Source organism: Syntrophotalea carbinolica DSM 2380, assembly GCF_000012885.1.
In the GTDB taxonomy this organism is placed as follows: Bacteria; Desulfobacterota; Desulfuromonadia; order Desulfuromonadales; family Syntrophotaleaceae; genus Syntrophotalea; species Syntrophotalea carbinolica.
On sequence record NC_007498.2, the window covers coordinates 1,530,998 to 1,548,703 of the forward strand.

Consider the following 17,706-nt stretch of genomic DNA (forward strand, 5'->3'; position numbering starts at 1 on the left):
AATGGTATGGCAATGATAGATAATAAACAGTGGCAGACATTGGCACGCAAGGCAGACCGTTTACTTGAGTCCGGCGACTGGGCGGCGGCAGTCAAATACTACAGGCAGGCGCTTGTAGCGAACGAGGATGTTGCCGAACTGTACGCCGGTCTTGGCGAAGCTCTTGCGGAAGGCGGCAAGCTGGAAGAGGCTGTTGAGGCTTATCAGGCTGCGCTGGACCGCGTTCCTGAAGATATGGAAAGCCTGTTTGCATTGGGCGATTTGCATTTTGAATTGGGCCAGGACGATTTGGCGCTGGCGTGTTATAGCCGTCTGGCTTCCGATGCGTCCGAGGCAGGTGAAGCTTTGGCCAGGATGGGGATTGTCCATGCCGGTCGTGAAGAATACCGGGAAGCTCTCGATTTATTGGAGCAGGCCCGCAAGGCCGACCCCGATTCGTCTTTTGTTCTGAACGGATTGGCACAGGTTTATAGTGCCCTCGGGCGACAGGAAGATGCGCAGAAAGTATTGCGACAAGCTTTGCAGATCGATTCCGAGGATTCTCAAATCCTGCTCGCCCTGGGAGAGCTGGAGCTCGACATGGGGCATACCGATGTCGCTGAGCGGCTTTATCGCCAGGTCCTTGAACTGGAGGCCGACCTCCCTGAGGTTCACCTGGCGCTGGGCAGTCTCATGTTGAGTCGGGAACGGACCCGTCAGGCCCTTGATTATTACCGCCGTTTCCTTGAACTGGAAAAAGATCCGGGCTCTGAGGATCTTAAAAAAGAGGTGGCTGCGGTAGTGGAAGGACTGGAATCGGAACTGGGCAGGGGCGCCAAAAAATAGTGGGCAATAAAAAAGGGCAGCCCGGCCGGGCTGCCCTTCAGTTTCATCCCTGGGCAAAAAAACTTACTTGCCTTTGGAAGCCTTTTTGGAAGCTTTGAGGGGATTGACTTTTTGAGCGTTGCTCTGGATTTCAACTTTTTTGTGGCTGGCCAGATTGCACAGTCCCTGCGCCCATTTACGCTCAGGGGCGGGATAAGCCGAGCAAACGGGGCCAATGGAGCTTTCCACGATCCGGTCGCAACCCTCGCAGGCTTCGACGACCGGCTGGCAGGAGTTGCCTTCAAAGATGCAGCCGTTTTTGGTCCAGAAGGTACACTCGGTACCGGGAAGAATCGTTTCACATTTCATGGGATATTGTTGCCTCCTTTATCTCGTTTTTTCCGAGGAACATTTCGGTCCTAAAGACGACCATTATTTAACAGCTTGGTGAAATTTGTCAATCATTAATTCCCTGCAGTGCCGGTCGTTTTTTCCCTGAGGAAAATCCGGCGGTTCGGTACTGCTGTGGCTGGGAGTATATACAGCATATGAATCAGGTCTGGGAGCAGCTATGCCGCCGTTGCGGTCGCTGCTGTTATGAAAAGATAGAATTCGAAGGGGAAATTTATTTCACGGACGAACCATGCGAGTATCTTGATCTGGAGACCCGGTTGTGCCGAGTCTATTCTGACCGCTGCCGGCTGCGTCCCGGATGTGTCGCGCTCACTCCGCAGCTGGTAAAAAGCGGCCTGCTGCCCGACGACTGTCCGTACGTCGATTATGTGTTGACCGAGATGGTTAAGGGGGTACTCGATTGAGGGGGTACAGGAAGAAACCGTCCCATGACTCCTGCTTTGAGCTTTTCCTTTGTTACAATAGACACGAGGTGAATCTGTCGTCAGCGTGCTGGTAAGTTCTTTAAACCTATTGCAGGTTTTGCGTTTTGCAGGAGGAATATGATGCACAAAATCACGTTCGGAACGTCTGGTTGGCGGGGAATTTTTTGTGAGGATTTCACCCTCGACAATGTGCGTGTCGTTACTCAGGCCATCGCGGACCATCTGCGATCGAAGAACCTGCATGAGCGCGGCCTGGTCATTGGACACGACAGCCGATTTCTTGGGGAAAAATTTGCCCGGGAGACAGCTTGCGTGCTTGCCGGGGACGGCATCCCCTCGTTTCTTTGCAACCGGGATACGCCGACTCCTGCTATTGCTTTTGAAATTCTGCGGCGAGGAACCGCTGGCGCCATCAATTTTACGGCCAGCCACAATCCGGCCGATTACAACGGCATGAAATTCTCCCCGCAGTCGGGCGGTCCGGCCTTGCCGGAGCTGACCAGCGATATCGAACTGCGGGCCAATGCCATGCTCGGCGAAATCTGTTATCGGGTCATGCCTTTGTATGAGGCTTTTCAAAGTGGTCTGGTGGAGGAGATAGATCCGAAACCCGACTATCAGAAAGCTCTCGAGAAATTGGTTGACCTGTCGGTGATCGGACGCGCCGGGATTACCGTCGCCGTCAATCCGTTGTATGGCACCGCACGCGGTTATCTCGATAGCATGCTGCGTAAATCCGGAGCCCGCGTTCTTTGTATCAATGACCGGCGTGACCCCTATTTCGGAGGTTTCCCGCCGGAGCCCGCACAGAACTATATCGGGGATTTTGTCGATCTGGTAAAAAAGGACGCCACGATTTCTCTTGGCCTCGCAACCGACGGCGATGCCGATCGCTTCGGCATTCTTGATTGTGACGGTACTTTTATCGAACCCAATTACTTTTTGGCGCTGCTGTACGATTATCTTGTCCGGGTGCGTGATATGAAAGGGCCGGCGGCCCGTTCTGTGGCGACTTCGCACTTTATCGATGCCGTTGCCGCTTACCATGGGCAGCAGGTGCATGAAACTCCGGTAGGTTTTAAATATATCGGCGAACTGATAAGCTCCGGAAAAGTGCTGTTGGGCGGTGAGGAGAGCGCGGGTCTGACCATAGCGGGGCATGTGCCGGAAAAAGACGGTATTCTGGCCTGTTTGCTGGCGGCCGAGATGGTTGCCATGACTGGCAAGTCGCTTGGCACTCAATTGCGGGATTTGTATAATCGCGTCGGTGCGTTTTATACCCGGCGTAAAAATATTCGTCTCTCGGCCGGATATGAGGAACATTTTATCCGTAAAATGACGAGCCCCCCCCATCGGATAGGTGACTGGCGGGTCAAGGACATTGTGACGGTTGATGGATGGAAATTTCTGTTGGAAAATGACGCCTGGATCTTAATGCGTAAATCAGGTACCGAACCTGTGGTGCGGCTGTACTGCGAAGCACGCAGCGAAACGGAGCTGATGCAGCTGGTCGAGGCCGGCAAGGCATTTATCGAGGCCTGAGAGGGGGCCGCATTTCCGTGGATGGTCGAAAGGGTATGTGTTTATGGCTGAAAATTGCCGTTATTGGTTGATGAAATCCGAGCCGGGTTGTTTTTCTATCGATGATCTCAAAGATTGTCCGGACGGTATTTCGCCGTGGGATGGAGTGCGTAACTACCAGGCGCGCAATTTGTTGAGAGATGAAATAAAAGCAGGGGACGGAGTGCTGTTTTATCACAGTAACATCCGCGAACCGGCCATTGTCGGTGTGGCCCGGGTCGTGCGCGCAGGCTATCCGGACCATACGGCCCGAGATCCGCAATCGGAGCATTTCGATCCCCGGTCCACCGACGCGGCTCCCATCTGGTATATGGTTGATGTCCAGTACGTCGCTCACTTGGTGCGGCCTCTGACCAGGGACGATCTTAGGCAACATCCCCGCTTGATGGATATGGCGGTCTTGAAGCGTGGTAACCGTTTATCCGTGCAGCCGGTCAGCGAGGAGCAATGGCGTGATGTGCTAAGGTTCGGAGGCATGTCGGAATTGCCGGATAAGATATAACATTTCCCGGGTCGCATGCGGACCCGGTTTCGTCGGAATGAACCTTGGGAGGATACATGAAAAAGACACTGCGTTACGTGGGCTTTGCCTTGGGCGGTCTGGCGGCACTGGTGTTGGTACTTCTGGTCTTGGCCAGGTTTCTCATCAGTTCCGAACAGGTGCGCGAGGCTGTGCTGCCATTGGCAAAAAACGCGTTGCAACGCGATGTTGTCCTCGGCGATATCGATATCAGTTTGTTTTCCGGCATTGTCCTGCATGATCTGACAGTGATGGATAAGGAGGGACGTACGCCGTTTGTCGAAGCCGGTACGGTGCGGCTGCGATATCGTTTCTGGCCGCTGTTGAAACTCAAGGTCGTGGTCGATGAGATCGGATTGGAACAGCCGAGGTTGCGGGTTGTGCGTAACGCTGACGGCAGTTTCAATTTCAGTGATCTGTTGCAAAGAAAACAGACAGCCGGATCGCAGATACAGACATCGGCCAGCGAAACCGGGGAGGGTCGTTCTTTCGACCTGTTGGTATCGGAGGTGCTCCTGTCAGACGGTAAGGTGCAGTTTGTCGATTATCAGCCCAATCCCGATAATCCCTTTACTTTGGAGTTGACCGAGTTTAAGGTACGCGCCGAAAACATCTCCGCAACCCATGTCTTTCCCATCGAAGCCGAAGTTGCCATAAACCAGGCCAGGCTCGCCGCTAGCGGGCAAGTCGATCCTTCCGCTAAAGGTGGCCAGCTCAAAATCCACCTGACCGATCTCAATGCTCCCGATTTTTCCGCCTATTATCAAAAACAAAAAGCCGTGGGGCTCAAAGCCCTTAAAATAAATGCCGATCTCGATGTCGAGGGGACTGTCGGGCAATTGCATACCGCCGGGCGCATTGTACTGGACGGTTTGCATCTTGAGCCTGCAGCAACGTCAGGCCGGACTATACGTGATCTCGATATTTCGCTTGATTACGATCTCGAACTCGATCGCTCTGCTGGTGTCGTCGACTTGAAACGTGGTCATTTGTTAGTGGGGGGGCTGCCTGTCGATGTGCAGGGGCGGGCCGAGCCTTTTGGGGGCACACCTTCTGTCGATGGCACGTTAAGCCTGTCCAGGCTTGATCTGGCCACCTTGCCGAAGCTGTTGCCGCCGGCGTTGCTGGGAAATGTTCCGGCATTGAAACCTGGCGGGTTCGTGCACGGACGGTTTCATCTTGCCGGTTCCCTTAAAGATCCCAAAGCGTTGCTGAAGACCGGCGAGGTGCGTCTGGAATCGGTGCAAATCACCGCGGGGAACCTTCGCCCGGAGGTTACCGGAACCTTGACCCTGGCCAAAGATACCCTGCACGGCCGCCAGCTGAACCTGGTGCTCGGCGAAGATCGTGCCTTGTTGGATCTGAAGGCGGCAAATCTGCTGGGCAAGCCGATACGGATCAACTCCGATCTTGCCGCCGATCGCCTGCAACTCGACGCACTGCTGGGGTCGAAAGCCGCAGTCGGCGGTAAAAAGCAGCAGGGTTCTCAGCCTTCTGCCAAAACCGTTCAAAAACAGTTGGGGCCCTTTGATCTTCCCGTTATTGCCGTGGGGACCTTGCACGTGGGGCAAGCTCTCTGGCGTGGGCTGCTGATCGAAGATTTATCCGCCCGTTATCAGCTCAAGAATAATATCTTTACCCTGGAACAATTTTCCGGCAAGACCGCTGGCGGAACTTTCTCGGAAACGGCGCATGTCGACCTTAGCAAGCCGGGACTGGCCTACAAGACCCACATCGAGACCAGCGGCATTCAGTCCGATTCCATGTTCACCGCTCTGGCCCCCAAAATGGCCGGTACGGTTTTTGGTTTGCTGAATCTCAACGTCGATCTGCAGGGGCGCGGGACAGGGCTGGAAGGCTTGAAACAAAGCTTGTCCGGCAGCGGTGACCTTAAGGTTGCCGATGGTAAGATTACCGGTGCCGGCCTGGTTTCCGGCCTCGCCGATTTCCTCGATCTGGAGGAGCTGCGTGTGCTGCGATTCGCACAGGCCGCCGGACAGTTGGAGGTAAAGGATGGCCGTGTCCAGGTCGATGGTCATCTTGCCGGGGAGCAGGTGCGGCTGAGGCCGACCGGCAGCGTGGGTCTGGACGGAACCCTCGATGTCGGCCTGCCTGTGCGTCTGGCCCCGGCCCTGACCGCACGTCTGGATAGCCAAAATAAGTTCAGCCGCTTTTTAACCGACTCCCAGGGCTGGGGAGAGTTGCCCCTCAAGGTAACCGGAACCGTCAAGGCCCCACGTTTTGCTCTCGATACAGCGGCCTTGAGCGGAAGCATCCGGCGCGGAGTACAGCAGCAATTGCAAAAGACACTGGAAGAAAAGGTTTTCAAGTCCAAACAGGATGCATCCCAAGAGCCTGATGCTGGGCAACCCGGGGAACAAAAGGCAACCGAAACCGATGAAACGCATAAAAAAAGTACCGAAGAAAAGCTTCTTGAAGGCGTCATGAAGGGGCTTTTCGGAAAATAGAGGGGATAAGGTTCATGCGAGGTGCCGCCCATTTCAGTGCGTTTGAAGCTATTCGGCTGGCTATGGAAATTGAACACAGAGAACACCGGTTTTTCGTTGCTTTGGCGCGTAAAACCAAGCGTGAGGCTCTGCGTGAAGTATTTAGCCGTATAGCCCAGGATAAAGCCGCTTTATTGCGCTCGTTGCGTCTGCGACTGGGGCGATATCCCCATGAAGGGTTCTGGGACGATGAAGAGGAAATCCTTCCTTATCTGCAGCGTTTGCCCGATGACCTTGCCGATGTCAGCGATAAGGCCAGAAACCGCGTAAGGGGACTGTCCACGGATTCGGAGGCTCTGACCCTGGCTATCGAAGTCGAGGATAACCTGGCTGCCTATTTCAGGGATACGGCGGAAAGGTCTACCCATCCGGATGGTGGCGAGGTGTTCGTCTGGCTGGCGCAGGAAAAAGATCGCCATGTTCATTTGTTGCGGGCAAGTCAGAGTCTTTCGGAGATGGAAGGGGTGCCTGGCTGACGCACGGCTCGCCGTTTCTTCATGTATCTGCTAAGCTGAATAAAGGATTCATTATTTTTCCGGCAAAGGAGAAGATCATGAATGTGTTCGATTTCGCCATGCAAATGGAGACAGATGCTGAAGCATTTTATCGAAAATTGGCCGGCAGAAGTCCCGTGGCCGGGATCAAGAAGATCTTTACCGATTTGGCCGAAGATGAGCAGAAGCATTACCAGATTTTTCGTAACCTGAAAAATGCCATGGTTTCCAAGGCATCGTTGGAATCCAGGGTGCTTGAAGATGCCAGGAATGTTTTTGCCGAATTGCTTGAAAAAAAAGCCGACGTTACGATGATGCAGGATAACCTTGAAGGGTACCGCTATGCCATGAAACTGGAGGCCGATGGCGCCCGGTTTTATGAGGATGCTGCACGGCGGGAAGGGGATGCGGAGACCAGGATGCTCTTGTTGCGTATTGCTAAAGAAGAGCGTCGTCATTTCAATATCGTTGAAAACGTTTATCGTTATGTCAACGCGCCGAATGAATATCTGGCCTGGGTGGAGTTCAGCAATCTCGATGAATTTCAAGCCTTTGGCAGGGATATTGACCTGTAAATCCGCAATGCCTGCCCGTGTTGTCCGGGAAATGTTTATCGTTTTTGCAGCCGGCTACTTTGTGAGCCGGCTTTTTTATGGTGCGCCAGGCATGGCGCGTAGCGCCTTGACTGGCGCTGTTCTGGCTGCTGTGGTGGCAGTCGGATGACTTGGGGGTGCAAGTCCCCTACGGACCCTGATGACGGGAACCGTTAGCTGAACAGCAAGGGTGTCCACCGCGAGGTGGAATCTGAAGGAAGCTGTAGGCAAACTTCCGGCCCGACGAACAGGAATCGCATACGAGGCAGTGCCATCCGGGCGAGAAGGCCATAGTCTTCAAAGCCCGATAGTCATCCGGGAGGGTGGTGCTGTATATGCGGCGGGTATGTGGAAGGAAGGTCACGCGTCTTACCCTGGGAGATCTGTCAACCTGCCTCGTGCTACCGGCATCGCAAGGTGTCGGGATGGGTTGGCAGAAGTCAGCAGAGGCCATAATAGCCGGGCTAACCACCTTGGCGAAGGGCCGAACACGAGGCGCTTTTCAGGAGGCACGAATTTCGATGACGATCGAAGAAGCAGAAGCCCTGGTTGAGATGCCGGGGGCTATGTCCGAGGGTAGCGACCGGAAGTCGCGAGAGTACGGCATCGGTGCGTCAAACGTCACGGCATGCAGTGAATCATCCTGGACGGAAGTGGCAACGCGGCTGATGGAAGAAGTCGTCAGTCGCGGCAACATGATGGCGGCTTACCAGCGAGTGGTCAGGAACAAGGGCGCGGCGGGCATCGACGGAATGCCGGTTGGCGACCTTAAGACCTACCTGCAGGAGCAGTGGCCGCGCATCAAAGAAGAACTGCTGACCGGAACCTACCAGCCTCAGCCGGTGCGGAAGGTGGAAATTCCCAAGCCCGGTGGCGGGATGCGTATGCTCGGCATTCCCACGGTGCTGGATCGGCTCATTCAGCAGGCGCTGCATCAGGAGCTGATGCGGCTGTTTGAACCGGAATTCTCCGAGCACTCCTACGGGTTTCGTCCCGGACGGAGCGCCCACCAAGCCGTTCAGTCCGCCCGCCGGCACGTAGCCTCCGGGCGGCGCTGGGCGGTCGATATCGACTTGGAGAAATTCTTTGACCGCATGGGCCACGACATACTCATGTCGCGGGTGGCCCGCAAAGTCAAAGACCGCCGGGTATTAGGGTTGATTCGCCGATATCTGACGGTCGGTGTGCTTGAAGGGGGGATTATTTCGCCAAGGGTACAGGGGACGCCGCAGGGCGGCCCTCTCTCGCCCCTGCTGTCGAACATCCTTCTCGACGAGTTTGACAAGGAACTGGAGAGGCGGGGCCATGCCTTCTGTCGCTATGCCGACGACTGCAATATTTACGTGCATAGTCGCCGGGCGGCCGAGCGAGTCATGACCTCGTTGACACGGTTTCTGGAACAGCAGCTCAAGCTCAAAGTCAACCGCGTCAAAAGCGCCGTTGGCCGCCCCTGGGAAAGAACCTTTCTAGGCTACAGCATGACCTCTCACAAAAAGCCCCGTCTGAAAGTGGCGGGATCTTCCGTGAAGCGGTTCAAGACTAGCCTGCGAGAAATCTTTCGGCGGGGAAGGGGACGCCGTCTCAAGCGGGTCATCGAAGAGTCCACTCCGAAGCTTCGAGGTTGGATCGCCTACTTTCGCCTGGCGGAGGTTAAGGGTATCTTCGAGGATCTTGATGGTTGGATCAGGCGGAAACTGCGCTGCATTCTGTGGCGACAGTGGAAGCGCCCCTTTACCCGAGCCAGGAATTTGATGCGGCGGGGATTGCCAGAGCATCGGGCGTGGCGATCCGCCACAAATGAGCGAGGCCCCTGGTGGAACTCAGGAGCCTCGCATATGCACGATGCACTTCGGAAATCCTACTTCGACAGACTGGGGTTGGTCTCGTTAGTAGATTACCGCAGACGCTTTCAGTGCGCTTTGTGAACCGCCGTGTACGGAACCGTACGCACGGTGGTGTGGGAGGACGGCGGGGGTAACCCCGCCTCCTACCCGATACATCTATTTTCCGACAGGCATGCAAGGAGGGCTTGAAAGCTGTAATCCGCGGCGCTAATCGGTTTCGCCATTCTTCAGGATATTTTGCATAGCCTGTTCTTTTGCGGCCGCAGCGGCTTTGTGGTTTTGGGCCACTTCCAGCGTTTTTCGGCCGAGGGCCTGGTAGAGTTTTGCCATGTCCGGTTGCCATGTCCGGAGCGCGTCCACATGGCGTTTGACAATCATACCGTCACGGCGCGCGATGGGGCCTGTAAGGGCTGCGCCTGGTCCGAGAGTGAAGATGTTGTCCACGGTATTGCGTACCATGGGTTCTAGAACCTGCAACGCCGTTTCTGCCGGTAACCCGGCTTGTTCAAGGGTCTCAATGCTCATTTGCATCAGGGTTACCAGGTAATTGGCGCTGATGGTCATGGCGGCATGGTAGAGGGTCTTGGTATCACCGGAAAGGGGCAGCAGCTTACCGCCAATGCCCTCAAATAGAGGCTTTAAGCGTTCTGTAGCAGGCCGATCCCCTTCAATGCCGCAGAAGGTTCCGGGAAAACTGCTGGTGGCGGAAGCCGGGTCGGCGAAACTTTTGATGGGATGCACACTGGCAAGTAGGGCTTTGCAGCGGCGTAGCGGCGCCAATATTTCAGAACCAAGAGCTCCGCTGCAATGAAAAACGATGTCGCCGGGACGCAGGATACCCGTGGCGTCGAGTTGGGCTGCACATGCTGCGATGGATGCGTCATCCGTTGCGATCAGGGTGATATCGGCCGGATGCAGTTCCTCGGCGCCGCAGGCTGTGCCGGCACCGATGAAATCGATCGCGGCCTGCGCACTTGGCAGGGAGCGATTCACGACATCCTGCACCTGCAGCATGTCGTGTTTCCGCCATAGGCATGCCAGGGTTTTACCGAGACGGCCGCAGCCGATGATGTTCATGGTTGTCGTCGGTGTCATGGCTGCCTCTGTATATTGGAACGCAGGTGGGACTTGAGGTCATCGATACGTTTCAGGGCTTGCACGATACGTTTCCGGGTGACACGGCCGGAGTCGATAAGTTTTTGCATGATCGCAATCATGCGGCTGGTGGTGTCCGGGCTGTTGTCGGCCAAAAGGAGGATGTCGACGCCGGCATTCAAAGCTTTTTCCACCGCATCTTCAAGGCGGTACTGATCGGCGATGGCCCCCATGGTCAGATCGTCACTGATGACTACCCCCTGAAAACCGAGCTGTTTTCGAAGCACACCATGAACGGTCCTTTCCGACAAGGTTGCCGGATACCTGGGGTCGAGTTCGCTGTTGAATACATGCGCCGTCAATACCGCATCGGCCAGACCTTCATCGATCAGGGTGGCAAAGGGCAATAATTCCCTGGGGCTCCAGGTGTTCGTTACGTCCACGAACCCTTTGTGGGAATCGGCTGTTGAACTGCCATGGCCGGGGAAGTGTTTCAAGCAGCAGAGGACACCCTGTTGGTGATGGGCACGGATAACTTCGCGGGCATGGGATATGACGGTTCCTGGCTCTGCGGAAAAGCTTCTTTGCAGCCTGCCGATGATGGGATTGGCTGGGTTGACGTTCAGATCCACGACCGGACTGAGGTTGAGATTGATGCCGGCTTGTTGCAGTGTTCGAGCCGTATTTTGGGCCTGGCGGCGGGTAAGGGCAAGATCATTGCGTCGCCCCAATGATGCATACGACACGGTGGGAGGAAAGCCATACGCCTGTTTGAGGCGGTTGATGCGACCGCCCTCCTGGTCAATGGCAATCAGCAGCGGTGTGTTTCCGGCGGCTTGCTGAAGTTGTGCGGTAAGCCGCCGCAGTTGTTGCGGCGAGCGGATATTGCCTGCGGGATGGTTGCGGTCCGGACCGTAATTGAATAACACCACCCCGCCGAGATGGCGTTGCTTTATGTCCTCAAGGATGGGGTGGTGCTTGTCAAGATCCGCACCGGCAAACCCGACCATGAGCAATTGCCCCAGAGGCAGCTTCGCCTGGGCGCGGGCGGCTGCTTTATGCACGGATCCGGTAGCGGCGTGAACGGGGAGGGCCCAGCTGGCAACTATGATCCCGATGCATGATAGTATCAGACGTAGCGCCATGAGGTACTCCGAACACTGCAGGCGGGTGCAGGGGAAAGGCCAGGGAAAAAGCCCGGTTGTGTTGCCGGCTTAAAGTCCATACACCTGTTTGGCGGTGAGGGTCTGCACGCCGGCCGAATCAAAAATCCGCTGCACGTGCTGGGAGTTTTCCACATCGATGATAAGTATCGCCGTCTGGTGGTCGCCCAGCACCGTGCCGTATGCGTTCTGTACGTTGAGACCTGCCTGCGCCAGCACGCTTAGCATATCGTGCAGCGCCCCGGCCCGGTCCTGCATGCTGACGGCGACGATTTCCCTCAGAACCGCCGGATGACCTTCCTCGGACAGTTTGTCGCAGGCCGTTTCGGGGTGATCGACCAGCAGGTTGAGGATGCCCCATCCCGCCGAACTGGTCGACAGGGTCATGGCGCGAATATTTATGCCGATATTCTTAAGCACGGCAGTGACCTTCTCGAGACGACCGGGTTTGTTCTCCAGAAAAATCGAAACCTGATGGGCAATCATAACGCCTCCTTGGGGTCACGGGAATCCTGGACCCGAATAGCTTTACCTTCACTCTTTGGCAGACTTCCCGGTTCAACCAACTTTATGGCAGGTGTGACCAGTATCTCGTCACGGAGTTCATGGGCGATGCGCCGGGAAAGGTTTTCCAGGGCCTCGAGATCTCCGGTGAACCATGATTTTTGAAGCTCAATCTTGACGGTGATTTCGTCGTTTCCGTCTACCGTATCCAGTGCGATGATGTAATCGGTACCGACTTCGGCAAACCGCATCAATACTTTTTCGATCTGCATGGGGAAGACATTGCATCCCTTGATGATAAACATGTCATCGGTTCGTCCGGAGATGCGGGCCAGCCTTCGGTGCGTGCGGCCGCAGGGGCAGTCGCCGGGCAGAAAACGGGTAAGATCCCGGGTCCGGTATCGCAGCAGCGGCATAGCGTGACGGTCGAGAGTAGTGAACACCAATTCTCCTTCTTCGCCGTCCGGAACCGGTTCCAGGGTGTCGGGATCGATGATTTCAGTCAAAAAAGCATCCTCCCAGACGTGCAGGCCGTTCTGATACTCGCATTCGAAGGCAACACCCGGGCCGTTCATTTCCGACAGGCCGTAGGAATTGAACGCCTTGACGCCGAACAGATTCTCGATGCGGCGTCTTTGAGCATCGGTGTGGGGTTCCGCGCCGATGACAAACAGCTTGAGATTGGTGTCGTGCTGCGGATCCAGCCCCATGTCCTGAAACGCGGCATACAATCGGTACAGGTAGCTGGGGATGGTATGAATAGCCGTTGTGCCGAAATCCTGCATCAATTTGATCTGGCGTCGCGTGTTGCCGGCGGCGGCGGGGATGACGAGGGCGCCAAGACGCTCCGCGCCGTACTGAAATCCGAGACCGCCGGTGAACAAGCCGTAACCGCATATATTCTGGAAAACGTCGGTGTCGCGCAGTCCGGCACAATAGAGGGAGCGGGCCACCAGATCCGCCCATGAACTCAAATCGTGATTGTCGTGAAAAATGACCGTTGGATTGCCGGTGGTCCCGCTGGAACAGTGCAGGCGAACAGCTCCCTGTTTCGGAACGGTCAGGAAACCGTATGGAAAGTGGCTGCGCAGATCCTCTTTGGTCGTAAAGGGCAGGCGTCGTATATCGTCGACGTTTTTAATCATCTCGGCTGAGATGCCATGCTGTTTGAACTGTTGGCCATAAAAAGGCGAATTTGCGGCTCTGCTCAGAGTTTCCTGCAGACGCTGAGCCTGAAGGATGTGCAGTTGCTGCTGAGGCAGGATTTCAATTTCAGGTTTCCAGTACATGGTAAGTGCGTCCTTTCGCTGATACGATGGATGGTCGCAGCGGGTATGTCGGAAATGGCTCCCGGGGCCGTTTGGTCGGCTCGGAAGAGCGAAGCGCCGGACAGCCGTTTAGGCCGAAACTGAAGATAGCAGATTTTTCCCCGAAATGGTAGAAAAGTGCAGGATCGGATAGCTCTATAATGTGCCAAGCCGGGTTGACGCAGATCTGTTCCGATGGATATTGCCGGATGTGGGGAAATGGTCCTGGATTAGCGGAGAGGGCTGGGCGTAACGTAAAAAGGCCCCGAACGTGAATATTCGGGGCCTTGATTCTGGAGCGGGAAACGGGATTCGAACCCGCGACTTCAACCTTGGCAAGGTTGCACTCTACCACTGAGTTATTCCCGCAGAGTGTATGTCTTTGGCGACTTGGCGTTAAAACGCTCCCGCGAGGGATTGAAAAGCCCCGAACCCAGAAGTTCGGGGCCTTGTTCGCTGGAGCGGGAAACGGGATTCGAACCCGCGACTTCAACCTTGGCAAGGTTGCACTCTACCACTGAGTTATTCCCGCAGTGTCGCTTACTGCTCCGTGTTGCGAGCGGGGTTATTAATAGCAAAAGGCATTTTTCAAGTCAACAAAAAATATCAGGGAATTTCGTTTTGTTCTGCGATGGTCCATGTAGCGATAAACAATGAGACATGCAACCGGGTCGCCGGAGCCCGCTTATTTTTGGCTGTGGTGGGGGTGAGTGGACATCGGCGTTCCCAAAAATGTTGTCCCGATTTCGCGAAAAGGCCACAGGTGTGCAAGTCGATGGCAGATAAAGCCCAGGGTACAGTCTTTTGGTGTCAAGGAGAAGAAGGCCGACATCCGGTTTTAGCGATAGGATTGAAGGAAACGTTTGACACGCTGGACGTATTGACGGGTCTCGGCGTAGGGGGGGATGCCGCCATGCCTGCGAACCGCACCCGGGCCGGCATTGTAGGCGGCCAGGGCCAAATCGAGATTGCCGTTGAAAAGGTCAAGCATTTTGCGTAAGTAGCGTGTGCCTCCACGGATGTTATCCTCGGGGTCGAAAGGGTCGGAGACCTTCATTTCCCGGGCCGTTTCGGGAACCAGTTGCATCATGCCTTTTGCCCCCTTGCGGGACACGGCACGGGGATTGTAGTCGCTTTCAGCCTTGATGACAGCCCGCACCAGAGCCTTTTCCAGGCGGTTGGCAACGGCGTATCTTTCGATGATGTCATCAAGGCTTTTGGGACCGGGCCGTTTGGTCGGAGATTCTTTGAGGTAAAAGCTGTATCGGGAATTGGTGGGTGTGTTGGTGAAGTGCATGACGCCATGGCTGTCGACGTACCTGTAGATATCCGCCCGGCAGGCAGTGGCATCGAAGGATAAGATCCCTCCCATAATAAATAAACATATGACTGGAAAATTTTTCATTTTCTCGGTATTCCGTACATTTGGCGACTATATCCTGAAAGCGGTTGTATTTCAAGCTGTTTGCACATGCAAAAACCTTGACAATGTTCAGGGGGGTTCCGATAATGGTTCAGTTTTTTTGGATCGTTGCCTGTCGGCTTCCTTGTCCGTCGTGGCTTGCGAATAACGGCAGATGTTCGGATCAAGTTTTTGTAGGCGGCTGTCTCAGTGGGTTTGCGTTGCTATTAATTGGAAGTGAGGTCTTGCAGTGAATATCACCACGGATTTTCTTGTTATCGGCAGCGGTATCGCCGGTTTGTCCTATGCTCTTAAGGTCGCTGATTTCGGTCAGGTGGCTGTGGTAACCAAACGGGAAATTTCCGAGACAGCAACCAATCTGGCGCAAGGCGGTATTGCTTCGGTTCTTTCGTCGGAAGACTCTTTTGCCGCCCATGTGCGCGATACCATGGTTGCTGGAGTCTATCTGTCGGATGAAGATGTGGTCCGCATGGTGGTGCAAAGAGGGCCTCAGGCTATCGCCGATTTGATCAACTGGGGTGTGCGTTTCAGCAAAAAAGACGATGACACCTACGATCTTACCCGTGAAGGCGGGCATAGCCGGAGGCGTATTCTGCATGCCAAGGACATGACCGGTCAGGAGATCGAACGGGCGTTGGTGGAAGCGGCCAGAAATCACCCCAACATCACGATCTACGAACACCATATCTGCATTGACCTGATTACCGATGCCAAGGCCGGGTCGAGCGAAAAACGATCCAATCGCTGTCTCGGCGCGCATGTTCTCGATATTGAAAGTCGCAAGGTGCAGACCTTCGGTGCGCGTGTGACGGTTCTCGCAACCGGCGGCGCCGGCAAGGTCTATCTCTATACCTGCAATCCCGACGTGGCGACCGGCGACGGGATCGCCATGGCTTATCGAGCCGGTGCCACCATTGCCGATATGGAGTTCATGCAGTTTCATCCCACCACCCTTTACCACCCTAAAGCCAAATCCTTTCTCATTTCTGAATCGGTACGTGGTGAAGGGGCGATTTTGCGGCGTCGGGACGGTACGGCCTTTATGGACCAGTATCATGAGCTGAAGGATCTGGCGCCGCGGGATATTACCGCCAGGGCGATCGACAACGAAATGAAAATTCACGGTGACGAGAGCGTTTTCCTCGATATTACCCACCGGGATCCCGAGTATATCCGCAACCGATTTCCCCATATCTATGAAACCTGTTTGAAGTACGGCATTGACATCACCACGGAAGCGATTCCGGTGGTACCTGCAGCGCATTACGTATGCGGTGGCGTGAAGGTCGACAAATGGGGGGAATCGGACCTGGTCAACCTGTTTGCCATCGGCGAAGTCGCGTGTACCGGGCTGCATGGTGCGAATCGCCTGGCCAGTAACAGCCTGCTCGAAGGCGTGGTTTTTGCCGAGCTGGTGGCGCAGCGTTCTTTAGGGCGGATCAAAGAAAAACATGAGGTGGTTCCCCAGGTGAAACCGTGGGATTACGGCAAGGCTACCGACAGCGACGAAGAGGTTGTGGTCGCCCATAACTGGGATGAAATCCGTCGTTGCATGTGGAATTATGTCGGTATCGTTCGGACCAATAAGCGTCTTAAACGCGCCTTGCGACGCCTTCAGATGATCAAGGAAGAGATTACCGAGTATTACTGGGACTTTTATCCCACCTCCGACCTTATCGAACTCCGGAATATAGCCACCGTCGCCGAACTGATCGTTCGCTGTGCCCGCCAGCGTCGTGAAAGTCGCGGATTGCATTACAATATCGATTATCCGGAGCGGGACGATGTGCATTGGAAAAAAGATACTTTGATACGTAAAAAATTATGATGGGTGTTCATTCGGAGAAATCCGAAAGCATTCGAACTATCGGGAGCTGGATTTGACTATTGACGAAATCAGACAGGAAATCGACGCGCTGGATGACGAGCTGCTGAAGATTTTTAACCGTCGGGCCGCTTTGGCGCTTGCCATCGGTGAAATTAAAAAAGCTGAGGGACGGGCGGTGTACGACCCCACGCGAGAACAGAAGATATTTGATCGCATGCAAGGTACCAATCCCGGTCCCCTCGAAAATAGCGCCATTGTTCGACTTTTCGAGCGTGTTATTGACGAGACCAGGCGATTGGAGCGTATCCGGACGAAAGGGGAATAAACCATGCTGGTGGTTATGAGGTCAACAGCTACGGAGAAGGATCTTAACGAGCTCAAACAGTATCTGGTCGATCTTGACTACGATTTTCATCAGTCAACCGGTGCCAATCGTGTGATCATCGGCATCATTGGCGAAACGGCCCGCCTCGATATGCAGGAACTTCAGGCTCTGCCCGGCGTGCTGGCGGTGTTCAAAATTCCTGAGGAATAACGCTCGATTAAATGATCCAACAAAAAAGGGAAAGCCAATGGCTTTCCCTTTTTTAGTATGCATTACCGTGTCCGTTGAAAATTAATCGGAGACGATTTGGCTCTTGGTGAAGATGGAGTGCAATTGCAGACCGGCGGCTTCCACAATTTCGCGACCGCCTTCCTGGCGGTCGACCAGGGTGATGATGCCGAGTACTTCAAGGCCTTCTTCACGGGCCCGGTCGACGGCTTTGAGCGCCGAACCGCCGGTCGTTAAAACGTCTTCCACGATCACTACTCGGGCCCCGGGACGAAGATTTTTGCGGCCTTCCAGCCACTGGCCGGTGCCGTGTCCTTTCGGTTCCTTGCGGATAATGAAAGCCGGGATCGGCGTGTCGCCCATGGAGCTCACCAGGGCCGCCGCCGTGGCGATCGGGTCGGCGCCGAGCGTTAACCCCCCGACTCCGTCGATAGGACCGGGGAAGTGCTTGAGTTCTTCAAGTACGGCTTTTCCTACCAGCATGGCACCGCGCGGATGCAAAGTGGTCTGTTTGCCGTCGAAATAAAAGTTGCTTTTGCGTCCTGACGCCAGTGTCACCTCGCGTTCTTCATAGGACAGCTGGCGAATGATGTTTTTAAGTTCTGCGCGATCGCTGGTCAAAACCAAATCTCCTTGTTATGGACAATGCAC

General features: G+C 55.0%; 18 protein-coding genes and 2 tRNA genes. 11 read left to right on the forward strand and 9 right to left on the reverse strand.

Annotated features, from left to right (window positions below; genetic code table 11):
* The first annotated feature begins 6 nt into the window (after positions 1-6).
* The gene (locus tag PCAR_RS17770) at positions 7-825 is read left to right on the forward strand and encodes a tetratricopeptide repeat protein (protein ID WP_011341032.1); all 819 of its coding nucleotides are present in this window, start codon (positions 7-9) and stop codon (positions 823-825) included.
* 63 nt (positions 826-888) lie between these two features.
* On the opposite strand, the gene PCAR_RS07380 is transcribed toward PCAR_RS17770, so the two are convergent.
* Positions 889-1,173 (reverse strand): PxxKW family cysteine-rich protein, encoded by a 285-nt coding sequence (locus tag PCAR_RS07380; protein WP_011341033.1) that lies wholly within the window; start codon positions 1,171-1,173, stop codon positions 889-891.
* A gap of 179 nt (positions 1,174-1,352) precedes the next feature.
* Between PCAR_RS07380 and PCAR_RS07385 the strand changes: the two genes are divergently transcribed.
* The 7 genes from PCAR_RS07385 to ltrA all read left to right on the forward strand — a co-directional run bounded on the left by PCAR_RS07385 (position 1,353) and on the right by ltrA (position 9,263).
* Positions 1,353-1,622, forward strand: coding sequence for a hypothetical protein (locus PCAR_RS07385; RefSeq protein WP_011341034.1), 270 nt, complete (start codon positions 1,353-1,355; stop codon positions 1,620-1,622).
* A gap of 141 nt (positions 1,623-1,763) precedes the next feature.
* Positions 1,764-3,185, forward strand: a complete 1,422-nt coding sequence (locus PCAR_RS07390; RefSeq protein ID WP_011341035.1) for a phosphoglucomutase/phosphomannomutase family protein — start codon at positions 1,764-1,766, stop codon at positions 3,183-3,185.
* Positions 3,186-3,228: 43 nt separating this feature from the next.
* Positions 3,229-3,726: an EVE domain-containing protein gene (locus PCAR_RS07395; protein ID WP_011341036.1), complete on the forward strand. Its 498-nt coding sequence runs from the start codon at positions 3,229-3,231 to the stop codon at positions 3,724-3,726.
* 56 nt (positions 3,727-3,782) lie between these two features.
* On the forward strand, positions 3,783-6,212 hold the full coding sequence (locus PCAR_RS07400) for an AsmA family protein (protein ID WP_011341037.1): 2,430 nt from the start codon (positions 3,783-3,785) through the stop codon (positions 6,210-6,212).
* Positions 6,213-6,226: 14 nt separating this feature from the next.
* Complete coding sequence (locus PCAR_RS07405; protein WP_011341038.1) at positions 6,227-6,727, forward strand: ferritin-like domain-containing protein; 501 nt, start codon at positions 6,227-6,229, stop codon at positions 6,725-6,727.
* Between the two features lie 77 nt (positions 6,728-6,804).
* Positions 6,805-7,320 carry a ferritin-like domain-containing protein gene (locus tag PCAR_RS07410; RefSeq protein WP_011341039.1) on the forward strand — a complete coding sequence of 172 codons (516 nt, stop codon included), beginning with the start codon at positions 6,805-6,807 and terminating at the stop codon, positions 7,318-7,320.
* A 539-nt stretch (positions 7,321-7,859) separates the two neighbouring features.
* Positions 7,860-9,263: a group II intron reverse transcriptase/maturase gene (gene ltrA, locus PCAR_RS07415; protein WP_041531298.1), complete on the forward strand. Its 1,404-nt coding sequence runs from the start codon at positions 7,860-7,862 to the stop codon at positions 9,261-9,263.
* A gap of 126 nt (positions 9,264-9,389) precedes the next feature.
* Here the strand turns inward: ltrA and PCAR_RS07420 are convergent, their stop codons facing one another.
* From PCAR_RS07420 to PCAR_RS07450, 7 genes are all read right to left on the reverse strand, one after another.
* Positions 9,390-10,277 carry a Rossmann-like and DUF2520 domain-containing protein gene (locus PCAR_RS07420; RefSeq protein ID WP_011341041.1) on the reverse strand — a complete coding sequence of 296 codons (888 nt, stop codon included), beginning with the start codon at positions 10,275-10,277 and terminating at the stop codon, positions 9,390-9,392.
* Positions 10,274-11,422 (reverse strand): glycoside hydrolase family 3 N-terminal domain-containing protein, encoded by a 1,149-nt coding sequence (locus tag PCAR_RS07425; protein WP_011341042.1) that lies wholly within the window; start codon positions 11,420-11,422, stop codon positions 10,274-10,276. The genes PCAR_RS07420 and PCAR_RS07425 overlap by 4 nt, the downstream gene beginning before the upstream one ends.
* 69 nt (positions 11,423-11,491) lie before the next feature.
* Complete coding sequence (locus tag PCAR_RS07430; protein WP_011341043.1) at positions 11,492-11,926, reverse strand: ACT domain-containing protein; 435 nt, start codon at positions 11,924-11,926, stop codon at positions 11,492-11,494.
* Positions 11,923-13,233 carry a phenylacetate--CoA ligase family protein gene (locus tag PCAR_RS07435; RefSeq protein WP_011341044.1) on the reverse strand — a complete coding sequence of 437 codons (1,311 nt, stop codon included), beginning with the start codon at positions 13,231-13,233 and terminating at the stop codon, positions 11,923-11,925. Before PCAR_RS07435 ends, PCAR_RS07430 begins: the two co-directional genes overlap by 4 nt.
* Positions 13,234-13,545: 312 nt before the next feature.
* A tRNA-Gly gene (locus PCAR_RS07440) sits at positions 13,546-13,620 on the reverse strand.
* 88 nt (positions 13,621-13,708) lie between these two features.
* Positions 13,709-13,783: transfer RNA gene (locus PCAR_RS07445), tRNA-Gly, on the reverse strand.
* A gap of 306 nt (positions 13,784-14,089) precedes the next feature.
* Positions 14,090-14,623 carry a lytic transglycosylase domain-containing protein gene (locus PCAR_RS07450; RefSeq protein ID WP_245523318.1) on the reverse strand — a complete coding sequence of 178 codons (534 nt, stop codon included), beginning with the start codon at positions 14,621-14,623 and terminating at the stop codon, positions 14,090-14,092.
* Between the two features lie 280 nt (positions 14,624-14,903).
* Here PCAR_RS07450 and nadB point away from each other — a divergent pair, with 280 nt between their 5' ends.
* From nadB to PCAR_RS07470, 3 genes are read left to right on the forward strand one after another with little or no spacing between them, the layout of a single operon-like run.
* Positions 14,904-16,502: an L-aspartate oxidase gene (nadB, locus tag PCAR_RS07460; protein ID WP_011341046.1), complete on the forward strand. Its 1,599-nt coding sequence runs from the start codon at positions 14,904-14,906 to the stop codon at positions 16,500-16,502.
* A 52-nt stretch (positions 16,503-16,554) separates the two neighbouring features.
* On the forward strand, positions 16,555-16,827 hold the full coding sequence (pheA, locus tag PCAR_RS07465; protein ID WP_011341047.1) for a chorismate mutase: 273 nt from the start codon (positions 16,555-16,557) through the stop codon (positions 16,825-16,827).
* Positions 16,828-16,830: 3 nt separating this feature from the next.
* On the forward strand, positions 16,831-17,037 hold the full coding sequence (locus tag PCAR_RS07470) for a hypothetical protein (RefSeq protein ID WP_011341048.1): 207 nt from the start codon (positions 16,831-16,833) through the stop codon (positions 17,035-17,037).
* An 81-nt stretch (positions 17,038-17,118) separates the two neighbouring features.
* Here the strand turns inward: PCAR_RS07470 and pyrE are convergent, their stop codons facing one another.
* Entirely contained in the window at positions 17,119-17,676 is a 558-nt protein-coding gene (gene pyrE / locus PCAR_RS07475; RefSeq protein ID WP_011341049.1) for an orotate phosphoribosyltransferase, read from the reverse strand.
* Positions 17,677-17,706: the final 30 nt, after the last annotated feature.